Origin of the sequence: Anabaena subtropica FACHB-260, assembly GCF_014697105.1 — a bacterium.
GTDB lineage: Bacteria > Cyanobacteriota > Cyanobacteriia > Cyanobacteriales > Nostocaceae > Trichormus > Trichormus subtropicus.
Map to the genome: position 1 here is coordinate 110,181 of NZ_JACJRF010000003.1, position 17,348 is coordinate 127,528.

General features: G+C 41.2%; 11 protein-coding genes. 4 read left to right on the forward strand and 7 right to left on the reverse strand.

Features of this window, described 5'->3' with window-relative positions; all coding sequences use genetic code 11:
• Positions 1 to 55: 55 nt before the first annotated feature.
• From H6G18_RS02750 to H6G18_RS02760, 3 genes are all read right to left on the reverse strand, one after another.
• On the reverse strand, positions 56 to 2,794 hold the full coding sequence (locus H6G18_RS02750; RefSeq protein ID WP_190405552.1) for a glycoside hydrolase family 10 protein: 2,739 nt from the start codon (positions 2,792 to 2,794) through the stop codon (positions 56 to 58).
• 91 nt (positions 2,795 to 2,885) lie between these two features.
• Positions 2,886 to 4,226 (reverse strand): TIGR03279 family radical SAM protein, encoded by a 1,341-nt coding sequence (locus H6G18_RS02755; protein ID WP_190405553.1) that lies wholly within the window; start codon positions 4,224 to 4,226, stop codon positions 2,886 to 2,888.
• 285 nt (positions 4,227 to 4,511) lie between these two features.
• Positions 4,512 to 5,474: an undecaprenyl-diphosphate phosphatase gene (locus H6G18_RS02760; RefSeq protein WP_190405554.1), complete on the reverse strand. Its 963-nt coding sequence runs from the start codon at positions 5,472 to 5,474 to the stop codon at positions 4,512 to 4,514.
• Positions 5,475 to 5,783: 309 nt separating this feature from the next.
• Between H6G18_RS02760 and H6G18_RS02765 the strand changes: the two genes are divergently transcribed.
• The 3 genes from H6G18_RS02765 (at position 5,784) to nadB (ending at position 9,107) form a co-directional block, all read left to right on the forward strand.
• Positions 5,784 to 6,563: a DUF3120 domain-containing protein gene (locus tag H6G18_RS02765; protein WP_190405555.1), complete on the forward strand. Its 780-nt coding sequence runs from the start codon at positions 5,784 to 5,786 to the stop codon at positions 6,561 to 6,563.
• 246 nt (positions 6,564 to 6,809) lie between these two features.
• On the forward strand, positions 6,810 to 7,238 hold the full coding sequence (gene psbU, locus H6G18_RS02770; RefSeq protein ID WP_190405556.1) for a photosystem II complex extrinsic protein PsbU: 429 nt from the start codon (positions 6,810 to 6,812) through the stop codon (positions 7,236 to 7,238).
• Positions 7,239 to 7,427: 189 nt separating this feature from the next.
• Positions 7,428 to 9,107, forward strand: coding sequence for an L-aspartate oxidase (nadB, locus tag H6G18_RS02775; RefSeq protein WP_190405640.1), 1,680 nt, complete (start codon positions 7,428 to 7,430; stop codon positions 9,105 to 9,107).
• A gap of 223 nt (positions 9,108 to 9,330) precedes the next feature.
• Here the strand turns inward: nadB and H6G18_RS02780 are convergent, their stop codons facing one another.
• From H6G18_RS02780 to btpA, 4 genes are all read right to left on the reverse strand, one after another.
• Positions 9,331 to 9,564: a hypothetical protein gene (locus tag H6G18_RS02780; RefSeq protein ID WP_190405557.1), complete on the reverse strand. Its 234-nt coding sequence runs from the start codon at positions 9,562 to 9,564 to the stop codon at positions 9,331 to 9,333.
• 758 nt (positions 9,565 to 10,322) lie between these two features.
• A complete protein-coding gene (locus H6G18_RS02785) occupies positions 10,323 to 12,515 on the reverse strand; it encodes a CHASE2 domain-containing protein (RefSeq protein ID WP_190405558.1) in 2,193 nt (730 codons plus the stop codon).
• A gap of 637 nt (positions 12,516 to 13,152) precedes the next feature.
• Positions 13,153 to 14,133 (reverse strand): vitamin K epoxide reductase family protein, encoded by a 981-nt coding sequence (locus H6G18_RS02790; protein ID WP_190405641.1) that lies wholly within the window; start codon positions 14,131 to 14,133, stop codon positions 13,153 to 13,155.
• Between the two features lie 89 nt (positions 14,134 to 14,222).
• Complete coding sequence (gene btpA / locus H6G18_RS02795; protein ID WP_190405559.1) at positions 14,223 to 15,077, reverse strand: photosystem I biogenesis protein BtpA; 855 nt, start codon at positions 15,075 to 15,077, stop codon at positions 14,223 to 14,225.
• An 897-nt stretch (positions 15,078 to 15,974) separates the two neighbouring features.
• Between btpA and rimO the strand changes: the two genes are divergently transcribed.
• On the forward strand, positions 15,975 to 17,297 hold the full coding sequence (gene rimO / locus H6G18_RS02800; protein ID WP_190405560.1) for a 30S ribosomal protein S12 methylthiotransferase RimO: 1,323 nt from the start codon (positions 15,975 to 15,977) through the stop codon (positions 17,295 to 17,297).
• Positions 17,298 to 17,348: the final 51 nt, after the last annotated feature.

Consider the following 17,348-nt stretch of genomic DNA (forward strand, 5'->3'; position numbering starts at 1 on the left):
CTCTTGACTGTTGACTGTTGACACCTCTTGAAACTGATCAAGCTCTTTTCGATGACTATTTTGTAACAGTATTAGTTATCTGTTCAGAATGCAACTCTAATTGCCGTTCACCATAACGCAATAGTCTTTCTATAATTGCCAGACGATTTTCCCAGGCTCTTGCTTGATAGCTATTTTGCATTTGTTGTTGACGCATCCAAACTCGAAATAGCGATTGAAAGCGGGTTAAATTAGCTTTTGCTGTCACTAGCTTACTAGCAGAAGGAGAGGTTGCCAGTTGATTTAAAGCATTCTGCACAACTTCTGCTTGGCTATGAAAATCTGTAACGCTTTTATTCGTTACTGGTTCTTTTTCAGCTTGCAGGAATAATTGCCATTCCCGTTTTAAAGCAATATAACGCGTCACAGCACTTTGAAAAGGTTCACGATGGGGGATGGGTTCACTAATTGCTGATGTTTCCTTTCCTTGAGTATTACTAAAGAGTTTATGCAACTCATTATTTAAATTTTCGGCGGCGAACAGTGCATAACCACTCACGGGTAAGTCTCGCACCAGTTGAAGTTGGTCAAATGCCCCTAGTGTTGGCAACGAAAGTAATCGGATGCCGGGTATTAATAAGGTAGAACCTAATTGTGTCGAACCTATCCAAGGCTTTGCTAGGGTTTGGAAGCGTACCGTATCTTGGGCATAAGTCATAGGAATAATTAAATCTACATCCCCCTGTCTAGCCCAAATTTCCCAACGCTGTTGAAGTTTTTGGATACGTTCATGTTCTGGTAGAGGGAAAACAGCAACTGACAAAATCAAATTTCGGCGTTGCTGACGCAACATTTGGGAAACTTGAGTTACAAAACTATCAACTTGCTGGGTACGGAATGCTGTCCATTGCTGCCACAATTGTGTTTGACTAGGAGAAATCGTCATCGGATCTACCCCTGTCAATTGTTGAAACTGATTTCTAGCTGCTTTCCCATAGCCGTAACTTCGTCCGGCGGCTGGGTCTTGGAAGGGATAGCGGATATAGTCTAACTGTAGACCATCTACTTTATATTGAGTGATAATCTCTTGATAAAGTTTGAGTAAATATTGACGTAATTCGGGATTAGCTGGATCGAAGAAAGGCTTAGTTTGACCAAGGGGAATCATTTTTCCTTGGTGGTCATAGTTTGCCCACTCAGGATGAGCAGCGAGTACTGGCCCTGGATAATCTGGAGAAATTTTCAGTAATTCATTATGACGCTGGTTTCCAGCAGCGAATGTCCACACCCAAGCGTGTAATTCCATCCCTCGCTCATGGGCTAATTTTACCCCTGAAGCCAAGGGATCCCAACCCCGAATTAATGGGTTTTGCTGTGGTGCAACTTTACTGGGGTAAATGGTATAGCCAGCGTTGACTGTCTCAAAAAAGATAGTATTAATTCCTGCTTGCGCCAAACGATCAAAAATTTTGGCTAATTCTTGTTCACTACCTGCACGAACAATTGTCCCTCGGTCTAACCATACTGAGCGGATTTCTGCTGGTGCTAATCTGCGGTCTGTGGGAAACTGCTTCCACAAATTTGCTCTGGTTGTGAGCCATTGTTGACGAGCCAGAGCATAATTTTTATTGGCAACTAACTGAGGAATGTTTTTGGCTACTACTCTGGCCTGTGCTAAAACTTGCTCTTTGTTGGAGATGGGGGTGAGGGATGTGGTATTGGTGCGTGGGTTTTCTGCTTTCACAGACAGAGAATTGTTGGTATTACTATCATTCGATGATGCGGCTAAATGGGCGCTTTCTACTCGTCCAATCAGGTTTTCTAGTTCTTGTTGCAATGCGATCGCTTCACTACTATCTATCGGTGTATTAGAATTAGGCGCAACATCCCAATGCACTTGTTGTTCTAGTTGATCAATCGCTTCCTGAGTTACAGGTGGTTTGGTTGCCGGTAAAGTAGGTTTAGAAGAAGAAGGAGAAGAATTATTAACAGTCCTCTGCTCCTCTGCTCCCCTACTCCTCTGCTCCCCTGCTACACTCGCAACTGATGTAGAGCAATTTTGCGAACCTCCGGCTATTTTTTTGGTGTTCTTTCCTGACGAATAACGAGTCAGAGCAGCTTTTAACCAAGAAATATCTAATTCGGGCGTAGAAGCTGTATCTGTTCCCCAGCGCCAACCTAAAAAAGTAGCACGCTCAGTTGAGACTATGGCGGCGGGATTCTCTCTGGAATTCCACACAGCAACAGCTTGACTAGTACCACTATTTGGTATCAAAACACCGCCATGCACATTACCAAATAATCCACCATTGTTTGCCCAAGGATGACTTATTTTTTGTGGGGGTGTGAGCTGTTGTTTATCCTGGAGACTAAATCCCCAATAGCCCCCTAAGAGAGTTTTTAATAATTGACGGACTCCCGGAGTTGAGAGACTACCCACGGGGCCACTAGCAATTAAATTACCGCCTTTACTTTTCCATTGTTCTAAGGCGATCGCTTGGGTTGGTGTTAAAGTTTCGATATTCGGTAAAAATAACACGCGGCGATCGCCCCAGTCTGCTACACTCCTTACACTCGCTAGGGGAATTACACAATATTCCACCCCAATATTCTCCAAGCGTTTGATAATTCCTGGCCAATGCTGTGTATTCTCTTGACTTTGAACTACACTCAAAACGGGTTCTTGTGCTGCCGCTTTTGCTGTCAAAATATCAACACAATTGAAAATAATTAATTGCAGAGTAAAAATGAAGAATCCGGTTTTTTTTATTGGAAATTTGTGCTTTTCTTGATTGATTTTTTCGTGATTCTTCACTATTCCTCCCCACTACTAATTAATTATTATTTATTATTTATGAAGTAAATCAACTATGATTTACATCAGAAAAACAACTGATATTGCAAATTTAATTGCTAACACTATCAGTAATACAAGTATTTATAAGTTCTTCAACTCCGGCAACTGGGAGAATTTTGGTTTGTAATTGCCGAGCTACTTCTTCAACACTCATATCATCTAAAAATACCAATTCTCCATGTTTAAGCATGACATTAGGTAACAAAATACCTTCACCTAAATCTTGGCCTTTTAAATGGAAAAGTAAATCATGACCAGTGATTAATCCCGTAACACTAATAGCTTGTCCCCAGTAATCACTAGATAAAGCAATCATATTTACTTCTAAACCTGCTACAGCATTTAAGCTTTTGAGAATTGGTTGAAAGGCTTTTTCCACAGCATTACCAACAACCCAAGTTAACTTTTTGGGATGGTTAATTTTTGTTGGTAATAATTCCGCCGCAGCATCAGCAAATTGTTGGAGAAATAAGCGGATTGAACCTACACCATTATCAATTTGGGGATATTCTTCATACTCAGCTTCGCTGGGTAATTCTTCACCCGCAATCAAAAACCACTCATCTGCTAACCAAGCGACATTAGAACCAAATTGTTGGCGAAATTCTTGGGCTAGCGATCGCACTTGGGCAATCACTTCTTGAGCTTTTTCTCTAGTTACAGGTATGAGTTCGTCTTGTTCTGGACGAAATTTTGTTAACCCGACTGGTACAACTGCCACTGAGGCAACGGTAGGCACATCCCTATCATGAAACGACGTTAAATCTCGTAGTGTTTGTTCCAGATGTTTGCCATCATTTATACTAGGACACACAACTACTTGAGCATGGATTTGTAGTCTTCTTTCTTGGAACCACCGCAATTGATCTAAGATTTGCGCCGCACGGGGATTTTTCAGCAGTCTAATTCTTACTTCCGGTTCCGTTGCATGAACGGAAACATATAAGGGAGACAAGCGCATCTGTTCAATGCGTTGCCATTCCCTTTCCGGTAAATTGGTGAGAGTTAAATAAGAGCCATACAAAAAGCTCAAACGGTAATCATCATCTTTCAAATACAAACTAGAACGCTTACCTGGGGGTTGTTGGTCGATAAAACAAAACGGGCAACGATTATTGCACTGAATCAGAGCATCAAACAAAGCGGTCTCAAATTCTAACCCCAAGTCTTCGTCATAGTCTTTCTCAATTTCTATATGATGAGTTTTGCCACTTGCATCTAAAACTTCTAATTCTAAAAATTCATCTGAGCAGAGAAATTTATAATCAATTAAATCGCGGGGGGGTGTACCATTAATAGCTACGATCGCATCGCCCACGTCAAAGCCAATTTCAGCAGCTATAGAATCAGGTAGTACTTTAGTAATACGGGCAGGAAGAATAGCAGCCATGAATCAAAAGCCAACTTTTCATTAGTAGTCACTACTAATGAATATAGACGAATGGCAGTAGTAAGATTCATAAAGTTACAGTCTCTTTGTTACTAAAAATAGGGGTGAGTGTAGAAAAAATTGCTCAACAACTCAACGTTGGTGTAGAAGCTATCAGGCTGGCTGTGTCGGACAATACTGATAAATAAAGATGCGCTATAGCGCATCTATCAAAAATCATATGGGAGACTGAGAACCCCTGGTTTCCATTAAGGGAGATATCAAATCCTCTAAAAATTTGTAATTTTAGAGATTGGGTAGAATTCCTGCGGTAATTGCTCCCAAAATTGCTACACCAAATATTAATCGATACCAAATAAACACCCAAGTACTCTGGGTTTTGAGGAAGTTTATTAAACCAGCGATCGCAACATAAGAGAAAAGAGCGGACGAAATCACCCCCGCAGCTAGGTTAACTAACACCCCAGCCTCTAAACTTGTACCTAAAATATCTTTTAACTCAACTAACCCTGCCAAGGTAATAGCGGGAATACCTAGCAAAAAGGAAAATCTGGCGGCGGTTTCCCTTTGTAGTCCCATAAATAAACCACTTGTGAGAGTGGAACCAGAACGAGAGACACCAGGGATTAAAGCCAAAGCTTGAGCTATACCCATTAACCATCCATCTTTCATGGTTAAGTGTTCAAAATCTCGATGGCGATTGCCCAGTTTTTCGCCCAGTCCCAATAATAGTGACATAAGTATTGAGGCAATGGCGATCGCACCTAAACTTCTAACTGGTGAATTATCAAAGTCGGGAATAAATCTTTTTATCAGTAGTCCAAAAAATATGATCGGTAAAGTTCCAAAAATAATCCCTAAAGATAGACGAAAGTCATGATCATCGTAATCTTTAAGAGCGATCGCTCTTGTCGCTCCCTTAATAATTCTTGTCAAATCTCCCCAGAAATACCACAACACAGCTGCAATACTCCCTAGCTGGATGATAGCTGTGAAGGCTACCCCCGGATCGCCCCAGCCAAGGGCTACCGGCACGGCTTTGAGATGTGCTGTACTACTTATAGGTAGGAACTCAGTCATTCCTTGGACAAAACCCAAAAAAATCGCCTGCAAAATATTCATTTGCTGCACCTCATTACCTACTGTATTAGGCGAGGCGCTAAAAACTTCTAAAGGAAACATCACTACCGACAAAGCCGCCGATACTGCACTAACAAACACGAACCATTGACGTTTGAATAAGGTCATTAGTTTACCTACGATCGCTGTAATTACAAACAATTAAATAAACAAACAGCTAACTAGATAAGCTCCCAGGAAAATAACCCAACAAAGCATCTCATGTTCTCGCTTACTGTGCAATAGTCATTGGTTATTGGTCAACAGTTCTCTCTCATCTTCCTCACTTCCCAGAAATTCTTTACTTTTGAACTGGGAATTTTGAACTCTCCCAAGGGGCTGACACGCAAACCGTAGTAATATAAATATGCCCCAGGGGGGGATTCTTGAGTTATGGTATCTTGAGTAATATAAAGATTAGTAACAATTATTAAAACTTTGATTAATAATACTTTGGCTTCTTACGCAGCTTCTACTACTCCAGAGATTACGGAATTACCGCAAAGCGACACTGGGCAGAAGAATATTAAAGAATTGAAATCTACACTACAAGCCTCTCCGTCTTTACCTTTAGCTTTAGTGTCTAGGCAAACATGGTTAGTGTTTGCAGCAGCAGTGTTTCTAGTGTCAGTGCCAGTATTTATAGAAGCACCATTAGTGCGATCGCTACCCACTTTAAGTTTAGCGATGACAGGATTTTGGCTGTGGTTAAGTTTTACTTTAATGTCCCGTCCAGCAACTTATGTTTGGGGAGACTTACTCTTAGGCTTTAGCTGGAGTTGGCTAGCGGGTGGAATCTACTGGGGTTGGCTACGCTGGGAACCCTTGTGGCATCTACCAGTAGAGTCTATAGGATTACCCTTCGCTTGTTGGTGTTTGTTACGGAACTGGGGCAAAGTGGGTAGTTGGTTTTATTTAGGTTCTTTACTCGGTACAGTTTTAACAGATGTATATTTTTATTTAGTAGACTTAATGCCCTACTGGCGGCAAGTCATGCAAGTGGAGCCTACCAGTGTGTCACCAATTTTACGACTAGCAGTTAGTCAGGTGCAAACACATTGGGGTATATCCTGGGCAATTATTCTTGGACTGGTGCTACTTATAGCGGGAACTATACCCTTAAATAAAAAGCAGCGACACTGGTATGCTTTCGGTGGTGCAGTTTTAAGTACAATATTGGTAGATAGCTTATTTTTGATAGCCGCCTTGACAGCATGAGAATCAGAGAAGGGAGAAGGGGGCAGGGAGAAAAAATGACTAATGACTAACACCAAATATTCTGGACATTAATAAGCTGTATATTAGTTTTTGATAGCTGCTGTGTGTTGATTAAGCCATAAGCTTCTCATCAACAGTCAATAGTTGAGTGTCAATAGTCGCAGCTATAGATAATAGGCTATAGATTGTTGAAGACTGTTTGCTTAAAGCTGTTATTTCAGTTTGATGGAAAGAGGTAGAAAAATCGTGAAAGGATTGGTGCGTTTATTAACAGTATTTAGTTTGTTGCTGGGCTGCTGGGGATGGTTGGGAACAACTCAAATTGCTCAAGCTGCCAGTTTACAAAGTTTTTTGGCTCCTCAAGTTACTATTTTGGCAGTTGAACGGCTAAATCGGGCAGATGCCAAACTAGCAACAGAATTTGGGAAAAAAATCGATTTGAACAATACCAACGTAAGAGCTTTTCAACAATATCCAGGGTTATATCCGACTCTGGCTAAGAAAATTATCCAGAATGCTCCTTACGGCAAGGTAGAGGATGTATTGAATCTACCAGGATTGAGCGATCGCCAAAAACAACTCTTAGAAGCTAATTTCGATAAGTTCACAGTGACAGAACTAGAACCGGCTTTCAACGAAGGAGATGATCGCTTTAACAACGGTATCTACAGATAACTACATTTGTATTTACTGTCAAGAAAACTAACCCACTCTCTATCCCAGAGGGTGGGAGTCTTATTATTAAAGAAGGAGATAGGTGATTCGTAATTCGTAATTCCCCACTCCCCAAAGCCACTTCTGACAACGGGGGTAACCCGCAACGTAGTGGCTCCTTCCCACTCCCCATTCCCCAAATTCCTAACCTTGTCGCAAATAGATATTCCTGGCCAATTTGATATTTTAGTAGTCGGTGCTGGTGCGGCTGGATTATATACAGCATTGTGTCTACCAGAATCTTTACGCGTCGGTTTGATCACCAAAGAAACGGTTGCTTTATCTGCTAGTGATTGGGCGCAAGGTGGTATAGCCGCAGCGATCGCCCCTAATGATTCTCCTTCCTTACACATTGAAGATACAATTCATGCAGGGGCAGGCTTGTGTGATCTCGAAGCAGTAAAATTCCTGGCTCAACAAGCACCCAAATGTATAGAATCTTTAGTGAATTTGGGAGTTGCTTTTGATCGACATGGGCAAGCTTTAGCATTAACTTTAGAAGCCGCACATTCTCGTAACCGCGTTCTTCACGCCGCCGATACTACAGGAAGGGAAGTCATCACTACCCTCACTGCCCAAGTATTACGTCGTCCAAATATCCAAGTAATTCAGCAAGCCTTAGCTTTGAGTCTTTGGCTGGAACCCGAAACTGGTCATTGTCAGGGAATCAGCCTATTTTATCAAGGTGCAATTACATGGGTGCGAGCTGGGGCTGTGGTCTTGGCGACTGGTGGTGGCGGTCAGGTATTTGCCCAAACCACAAATCCTGCGGTCAGTACTGGCGATGGAGTAGCAATTGCTTGGCGGGCTGGGGCAATTCTTCGTGATTTAGAATTTGTGCAATTTCACCCTACAGCCTTGACTAAAATTGGTGCAGACCGCTTTCTCATCAGTGAAGCAGTCCGTGGTGAAGGCGCACACCTAGTTGATAATGAAGGGCGACGATTTGCTTTTGACTATCATCCATCTGGAGAATTGGCACCCAGAGATGTAGTAAGTAGGGCAATCTTTAGCCATTTGCAACGTACTGCTGTCGATCCTGCTAGCGCTCATGTGTGGTTGGATATGCGTCCTATCCCTGAAGACAAAATTCGTCAACGTTTTCCCAACATCGTTAAGGTTTGTCAGCGTTGGGGGATAGATGTCTTCCATGAACCGATTCCTGTAGCCCCAGCAGCCCATTATTGGATGGGTGGAATTGCCACCGATTTAAACAATCAAACTAATATTCCTGGGTTGTATGCGGTGGGAGAAACTGCTAGTACAGGTGTACACGGAGCGAATCGTTTAGCGAGTAATTCGCTGCTGGAATGTATTGTATTTGGAGCGCAGTTAGCAAATCTTACACTGGCAGATGTCAAGCTGTACTCAGAGACACCAGCCCTACCAACACAAGAATTTAAGATTGGTGTTAACGAATGGCAACATCAGCAAGCACAGTTAGCCACAATCCGGGAAAAGTTACCGCGTTTGGTTTGGCAAAGTGCTGGTATTTGTCGAGAAGAGTCTGTATTGTCTGCGGCGATCCCTACTGTAGAATCTTGGCAACAAGATTTTGCCGCGTTACCTTTAAGTAAATTTTTGTTGTCATTAGATCCTAACAAGTCGGTGAGGTTTAATTTTCCCGATAGTGATCAGCAACTGCGACTTTGGGCAGAGACTGGTAATTTACTTGATGTCGCTTATTTGATTCTCAAAAGTGCTGCTTTTAGAACTGAAAGCCGTGGAGGTCACTTCCGCCTAGACTATCCCGACTCAAATCCTGATTGGCAAGTCCACACCCTAGTACAAAAACATCAGTGGTTGCAATCTCCGATTTTGAAATCTTAAAAAATGCTTAAGTATATTTAACTAAGTGTTGATTTTCTCTATAATTGCTTCCAAATAGACAAAAAATACTGAGTAATCACTTAACACATAACTTCAAATCATAGTTTTGAAGTAATTTAATTTGTCTTAAATCACATACACAATTTTTAAAAGCTATTGGCTCAATAGTCCCGTAGCTCCTTTAGCTCATTGTTTTTAATTAAAAATCGTAGAAAAAAAATATTTATCGAGTTCCACTACCATGCTGGCTATCTGGCCCACCATAATTTGGTGGAACATAAGCTTCTTCATCTTGGGGATTTTGTTCAAAATTTTTGATGATTTGCTTGTCATCCCTAGAATTACTAGCCGAGGACGAACGATTCAGGTTTCCGGTGGCATCTGCAACCTTAGGAATGATCAGACTGGCACTGATACAAAATATTACTACACTGATGACTCTCCAGTTGACTTTCATATGTTTTGACAATTATTTTAAATTTCTGATTTATCTAGCGTGTTTATTATTTACAAAAGAGAAAATGAGGTTTCCCAAAAATTTAACTTTTGCTGAATTTATTAATTTGACGGAGAAATACTTAAATAGGATGCCATTAAAGGTCATATTCTCTAGAGAATTGCCTTGTAAATGGAGCCAATTATTAAGCAATATAACTTATTGACAGATATTGACATCGGTCTTTGGTTAGAGCTATGTCTCAGAATCAAGTTATGTATTTTCATTAATTACCACAAGAGAAATATCAACCTCATGTTTTTTTAATTATTTCTTAATATTTTTTTGTGTAAATACTCACCCCATTGCTAAAAAATTACGTAACATTACGCAAATTTATCCAAATTTCACACACCCTCAAATATGAAGGATATGTGAAATTTTAGTAGAGACTCACCATTATAGTCTTTATTTATAAAGATTGTATTAACAAATTTCAGTGAAATTCCATAATAATTACAATCAAGGTTGAATATTACTTTTCAACACCTAAAGAGCTAGTATTACTTGCCCTTCGTATTATCCTACGGGTTAGCGTAATATTATGTACATCTACGGAGAACTAAAATGCCCGTTAGTTAGCGTTTCTGTTTGTGGAGCGTCCCTTAGGAAAAAAAAGGCTTATCTGGGGTTCCGATTTTGAATCTGTGTGCCGTGACTAAGGCACACAGATTCAAAATCAAATGAAAATTGCTCTTCCCTAGCCCCACTCCTCATCTTTACGCCAATTCAAAACGATTTTTCCCTAGATGTTTGGCTCTGTACATGGCAGCATCTGCTTGCTTTAGCAATATATCAGGGTCTATACTGTTTTTCGGGTAAATACTAATACCAATACTAACAGAAACCTTAGTAGTACATCCGTTCAAGACAATTGGCTCAGTTATATTCGCTAGAATTTTTTCAGCAACTTTAGCAGCTACTTGCACGTTAGGTATTGCCCGTAGGATCACGGTAAATTCATCGCCACCTAGACGAGCGACTGTATCACTAGCACGTAAAGAATTGCTCAGACGTTGAGCGATTACCACTAACAAGCGATCGCCCATCTCATGACCGAGGTTATCATTAACTTGCTTAAATCCGTCTAGATCAATAAATAGTAATCCGAGTGAGAGCTTGTTATCTTTTGCCCAGTTGATAGATTCGTAAAGTTGTTCAGCGAAGTATTTACGATTAGGTAGACCTGTTAAGGGGTCGTGATAAGCCAAATAACGCAAATGGTCTTCCTTAAGTTTTAATTCATTATTAGAACGAAACAACTCAGCTGCTGTGCGCTTGAGTTCCTCCTCCATCAACTTGCGCTGAGTTATGTCTCGGATTACCCCAACTAAAAAGAAATTGCCAGCTGCATCCTTGTGGAGCGATCGCTTAGTGGCGATTAAATGAGTCTTCCCATAAGCATCAGTAAATTCTTCCTCATTTTCTTGGGGTTTTTGAGTCAAAAATACTAATTCATCTTGCTGTCGAAAGACTTCTGCTTCATGTTTAGGAAAAAAATCAATATCTGATTTTTCAATTAACAAAGTATCAGGATAACCAATAAATCGGCAGTAAGCTTCATTTAAAACAATCCACTGATGTTGTTCATTCTTCACGAAAATAGGGTCAGCAATTGTATCAATAACTTGCTGCAAAAATTCTTTAGAACGCTTTAATTCTTCCTGCATATGAGCAAGATAGTTAGTAATCCAAATTACTGCACCGATAAAGGTTAGTAGGGCTGGAATTAATGGTATCCACCACCCTGATAAAAAAGCCAGATAAGCACTTAAGAAAAGCACACAGCATGAAACGAAGATTGTCACAATACTGTGAATTGGCTGCCTTATTCGCCATGCTGTTACCGCACCTAAATATGACCAAGCAAAAATCCATAAGTATTCCCCAACATGAGACCAAACTTTTAATAGAGGTCTTCCTTTCAAAGCCGCAGAAATTAACTGACTGATAAAATAAGCTTGCAACTCAATTCCTGCTACAGGTTTTGCTTCTTCCATCAAACGACTTGAATAGGGGATAAATACAAAATCCTGTAAGCTCGGAGCATAAGAACCAATTAAAACAATCCGATCTTTAATCCAATTCTCTGGTACTTTATTCTCCAGCACATCCAACATACTGACTGTTCGGAAACCACAAGAGTCTGGAGTGGAAGCGTAACAACCGGGCTTAGGAAAATTAGACAAAATTTGATATCCTCTATCATCAGCTTTTACATAAGCCCCATTATTTCCTCTAAACCTCGTAAAAACTGCCTTACCTAACTGCAAATATTCAGAATTTTTTGCTGCTCTTTTGGGAATAATATCTTCAGCTTTTAAATACAATAAAGCTACTTTTAAAGCAAAGCTTTCGTAGAATTTATTTTCAATATGCCAATACAATAAACTACGGCGGACTTTGCCATCAGGATCGTATAATAAGTTATTAAATCCTATTTGCTTAGAATCTAATTTTGGTGGTGGTGGAACTTTATAATTCTCATTATTTGCTAATAAGTGAGTACCAATTAAATTCGGCATTGACTTATAAGCATTTACCAAAATTTCATAACCATGCTTTGCTGGCAAATTTCGATAAATATCTAAACCAATAGCGCGGGGTTGATTGGCTTGCAATTTTTGTAATAAATCAGCAATAATGCTATCGGGAATTGGAAACCCTTTACTTAAAGAAGCCTCATCAATGGCGACGATAGTAATACGATTATCAGGCTGTTCATATGGGCGGATGTGAAAAAATTGATCTAATGCAGCTAACTCTACGGATTGCAGCAATCCTATAGAACGTAACAATAGGACAAAAACCAAAACGCTAGAAGCAGTAATTAATTCTCTTTGTCCTCGACTAAGCGATTGTTTCAGTCCCAGAATTAACTTCACAAGACGCTTGCCTAGTTGCTTACTCATTCCCAATACCTAAGTGGGATAATCCTCTCTATTGCTTATAAAAATCAACATCAGAATCTAAAAGTCAAAATTCAGAAAAAATTGATATTCAAACCTAATGATTAGAAGAAATATAGAATGTTACGACTTATTGATATTCCCATCATTATGGATTTTGAAACCTGACTCTTGACTTCTTACATATCAACTTGCTATCAAATAACCATCATATATATCTCATATCGTTTCTCTATGAAGCTGTAACATAATTAACTTGCCAAAGGGGTGTTTAATAAAGCGTACCTTCATAACTCTTAAGAAACACAGGGGAAAGGAAAGAAGAAAACAGAGTATTTCTTTCATATTTTTCTAGGGCGTAGCCACACTAGTTACAAGCTTAATCTAAATACTATTTGTGAATAGTATATTTTCACTTAGTTACAATTGCCATCTTTTTTAGGAGAAGTTGTATCATTATTTATGGCTTACTCTAATATTTCCAAAATTGATAGATATTTGGACTTACGTACTCATCACACAAATAAAACAGTCAACTGGTAATAATTTGCCCTTGGCAACCTGTTGACTGTGGAATCAGTAATACTTATTTATTTGCTGTCTAGGCTAGATAGCTACACAAGAGCATCATTTGCGGTAGTTACCTAAAGTACTTGAAATTGCTTGGGCCTGTATAACCTGTATTTTTGGCTAATTCTACGAGGTTTTGTACTCCGCTATAGGTTTTGCCGTTGATAATCCAAGAGGGAAACCCCTGTATTTTTGCTGCTTGACACAATTCTGGTTGACCCTTGGGACTCTCAGCAGCACACTCTACTTTAATGTTGTCGCTGATAATTTGGTAGGCTTCTTTACCAAAAAGTAATTTCTGATCGTGGCAGTGTGGACACCAAAAAGCAACGTATTCCTTAGCACCTACTTTAACTAAATGCTGGGCTAAAGCGATTTCTGCCTCACCAGAAGTAGTGGTGATTTCCCAACCAAATTCTGGGTTAGGATCTGTCTTGGGAACAAAGGGCTGTAATTTTCCGGGTGGTATGTTGGAGGTAACGCTTGGTTGATTTACACCTGCATAAACGCCTAAAGTACCAATCAGCGTCACCATACCCACAATCAAAGCAGTAAAGAATATTTGTCCAATATCCTCCCAAGAGCGCCCGACAATTGTTAGTACTAAAAAGCTCAGGGAGAATAAAGCCGAACTAATACAATAAAGACAAAAGGCTTTAATTTCAAATGCCAGTAAATAAATTAAATAGCCACTGAAGACGGACATGGCGATCGCTCCCACCAACAGTAGCCACCATGTCACATTTTCTAGTTGTTTCCGGCTGTTGTTTTCTCCACCTTTCCAGACAACAGGAGCCAAAGCTAAGACCAACATACCGATGTATGCCAAAAGCCCAAACAAGGCTAATGGCTGTCCGAAAATTGTTGCCCAAGGGCTGGAAAGAACATCATTACAGTTTTTGGCACCAGCCTGTGCCACACAAGCAGCACTACCTCCTGTTAACTTTTCTATAGTTAAGTAGCCGGTAGTTAAGGCACCAAGTCCAGCGATCGCGGCAATTATTAGACGCGACCATTTATGAATCCAAGGAGTAGAACGGCGGCGAATCATAAATTGCGATTTCATAAGGGGAGTTGGGAATAGGGAATTGGAAATGGGGAGTGGTAATTTCCCTACTCCCTAACGCCACTCCCTATTCCCTAAGAATGTAGACTAATTGAGGAAGAAGGAGCAGGCTTACTCTGATCTTTGGAGTTCCAACTCCGACGAGCAGCTTCTACAAATTGACTGACGCGAATCGGGTCGATTGGTTGCTCGATTCGACCTTGGCGTTTAAGCGAACTAGAAACAATCACACCATTTGCAGCCTGCAACAGTGTAGCAATATTTTCCCAGTTTGCTCCACTACCTATAAATACAGGTGTACCATTGGCAGCATCACAAGCTAGTTCCACATCTTCCTGATTGGGGGGGCTACCAGTAGCCCAGCCAGACAAAATTACTGCATCTGCCAAACCCCGCTCAATTGTGTCTTTGACTGCAACAGTGAGATTTGGTGAACTCAGTGGTCTAGCGTGTTTCACCAAGACATCAGCCAAGATTTTCACGTCACTACCCAATTCTCGCCGATAGCGGAGTAATTGATGAGCTTCTCCCTCAATTAATCCCTGGTCTGTAGCCATCACCCCAGTCAGGACGTTGACACGGATAAACTGGGCGCGGACACAGCTAGCGATCGCCATTGCACTTTTACCATCATTTCGCAACACATTTAGCCCTATCGGCAACGTCACCAAATTCTGTATCCGTTGCACCACCACAGTCATGGCACTCACAATTGCTGGATCGACCTGACTCTTTGTGAACGGTGCATCGAAAAAATTCTCTACAATAATACCGTCCACTCCGCCACTAGCCAGTGCCGTTGCTTCTTGTTCCGCGCGATCAATCACTGCCTTAAGACTTCCTCCCCAACGAGCAGAAGTAGGAAGGGGGAGCAGATGAACCACGCCAATAATTGGTGTTCGAGTTTTAAATAGCTGATATAAGTCCACGTCTTTAATTGTTGTCAGGAATTGGGGATTAGATACTGGGGATTGGTCAAAATTGGGAATTGGGGCTGGGGGACACAGGAGAAGAGAGTCTTTGTGTAAGTTTTCCGCTCTGTTCCCTGCTACGCCACTTGCTCCAATTGGGGAGGCCCCTTCTCTACGTTCCCTACGGGACGCTCTGCGTAGCTTGCTTCTCCGTAGGAGTACGCGGAGCGTGTCAGAGACAGAGGCTTGTGCCAACGCGCAGAGTCTAGCAGAGAAGACCGCAGTGGCTCTCCTGCTCCCCTGCTTTTCATCTCCCTCACCCCCAGCCTCTATCACTAAATTCCGGTTTCTACAGGCTATTTTACTGCCTCCTCCTGAAGACAGAATTTAGCGTAAAACTTACCATAAGATATGTTAAGATAAAACCTGGCTACAAGAGGAGTTTGCCACTCACAACACGCAAGGCAGCTTCCTGTGGTTTAGGCACATCGCCTACGTATCATCGTAGGTCAAGCCTAATCATCAGGGTAGCATTACTGCTTCATTGGGCGTAGTCGCAAGTGCGATTTCCCTGAGGGTAGCGACTTCTCAAAAACAGCCCTTTGGGCGGCTTCCCGACGGGTAAATTAACAAAGCACACGCTGCGGTAGTGTAAAATACCAATAGGCGAATTGTTAACAAAAATTTAAAGTGTCGGATTTATCTTAAGACACTAAGATTTACCCTGGGATACAAACTACTAATAGAAACATCATAACATGACCTTAAATGGTAGAGGTCAGAGGTTTAAAGGCAGTTGTTGACAGTGGATATACCCCACCAGATTGCTGTCATTCAAGGGTGCGAATTACAAAGAGCGAGAATATCGTACTTTGTGTTTAATAACAAGAAAAAACTGGAAGTTTTTTTCAAAATATGGGTGAAAAGCCAACAATAGCAATTTCTCACTTGGGCTGTGAGAAAAATCGGATTGATACAGAACATATGTTAGGACTGCTGGTAAAAGCAGGCTATGGTGTAGATACAAATGAAGAGTTAGCCGATTATGTAATAGTTAATACTTGTAGTTTTATCGCAGCTGCAAGGGAAGAATCTGTGAGAACCTTAGTAGAACTCGCAGAAGCCAACAAAAAAATAGTGATTACAGGCTGCATGGCGCAGCACTTCCAAGAACAGTTGTTGGAAGAGTTACCCGAAGCAGTGGCTGTAGTTGGTACAGGTGACTACCATAAAATAGTTAACGTCATTGAGCGAGCAGAGCAAGGTGAACGGGTTAAACTAGTTAGTGCCGAACCGATTTATATTGCTGATGAAACTACACCACGCTACCGCACTACTACCGAAGGTGTCGCTTATCTGCGAGTAGCAGAAGGTTGTGATTACCGTTGTGCATTTTGCATAATTCCCCACTTACGCGGGAACCAACGATCGCGTACTATAGAATCTATAGTTGCTGAGACCGAGCAACTAGTCGCTCAAGGGGTGCAAGAGATCATCCTAATTTCCCAAATCACCACCAACTACGGGTTGGATGTTTATGGTAAGCCCAAATTAGCCGAACTATTGCGTGCTTTAGGGAAAATTAATGTACCTTGGATTAGGATGCACTATGCCTATCCTACGGGATTGACACCGGATGTGATAGCGGCAATTCAAGAAACACCAAACGTCTTACCATATCTAGATTTGCCCTTACAACATTCTCACAGCGAAGTTCTCCGTGCCATGAACCGTCCCTGGCAAGGGCGAGTCAACGATGAAATTATCGAGCGCCTCAAAATAGCCATTCCAGGTGCTGTGTTACGGACAACATTTATAGTAGGCTTCCCTGGAGAAACAGAAGCACAGTTTGAGCATTTACTAGAGTTCGTCCAACGGCATGAGTTTGATCATGTGGGCGTTTTCACCTTTTCCGCAGAAGAGGGAACCCCCGCTTACAAGCTACCCAACCAACTACCCCAAGAGGTTATGGATGAACGCCGCGATCGCCTCATGGCACTCCAGCAACCCATTTCTTGGCGAAAAAATCAGCAAGAAGTCGGCAAAATAGTTGAAGTCCTGATTGAACAAGAAAACCCTGAAAGTGGGAAATTAATTGGTCGTTCTGGCAGATTTTCTCCAGAAGTCGATGGTCAGGTCTACGTTGATGGAGAGGCGAAGCTAGGAACCATCGTCCCTGTGAAAATTCACAGCGCCGATGAGTATGACCTCTTTGGTCAAGTTGTCAGTCATAACTGATTGCTGACAAGTGATACAAAGTTTCAGTTTACAAATCTAAAAGCAAAAAAA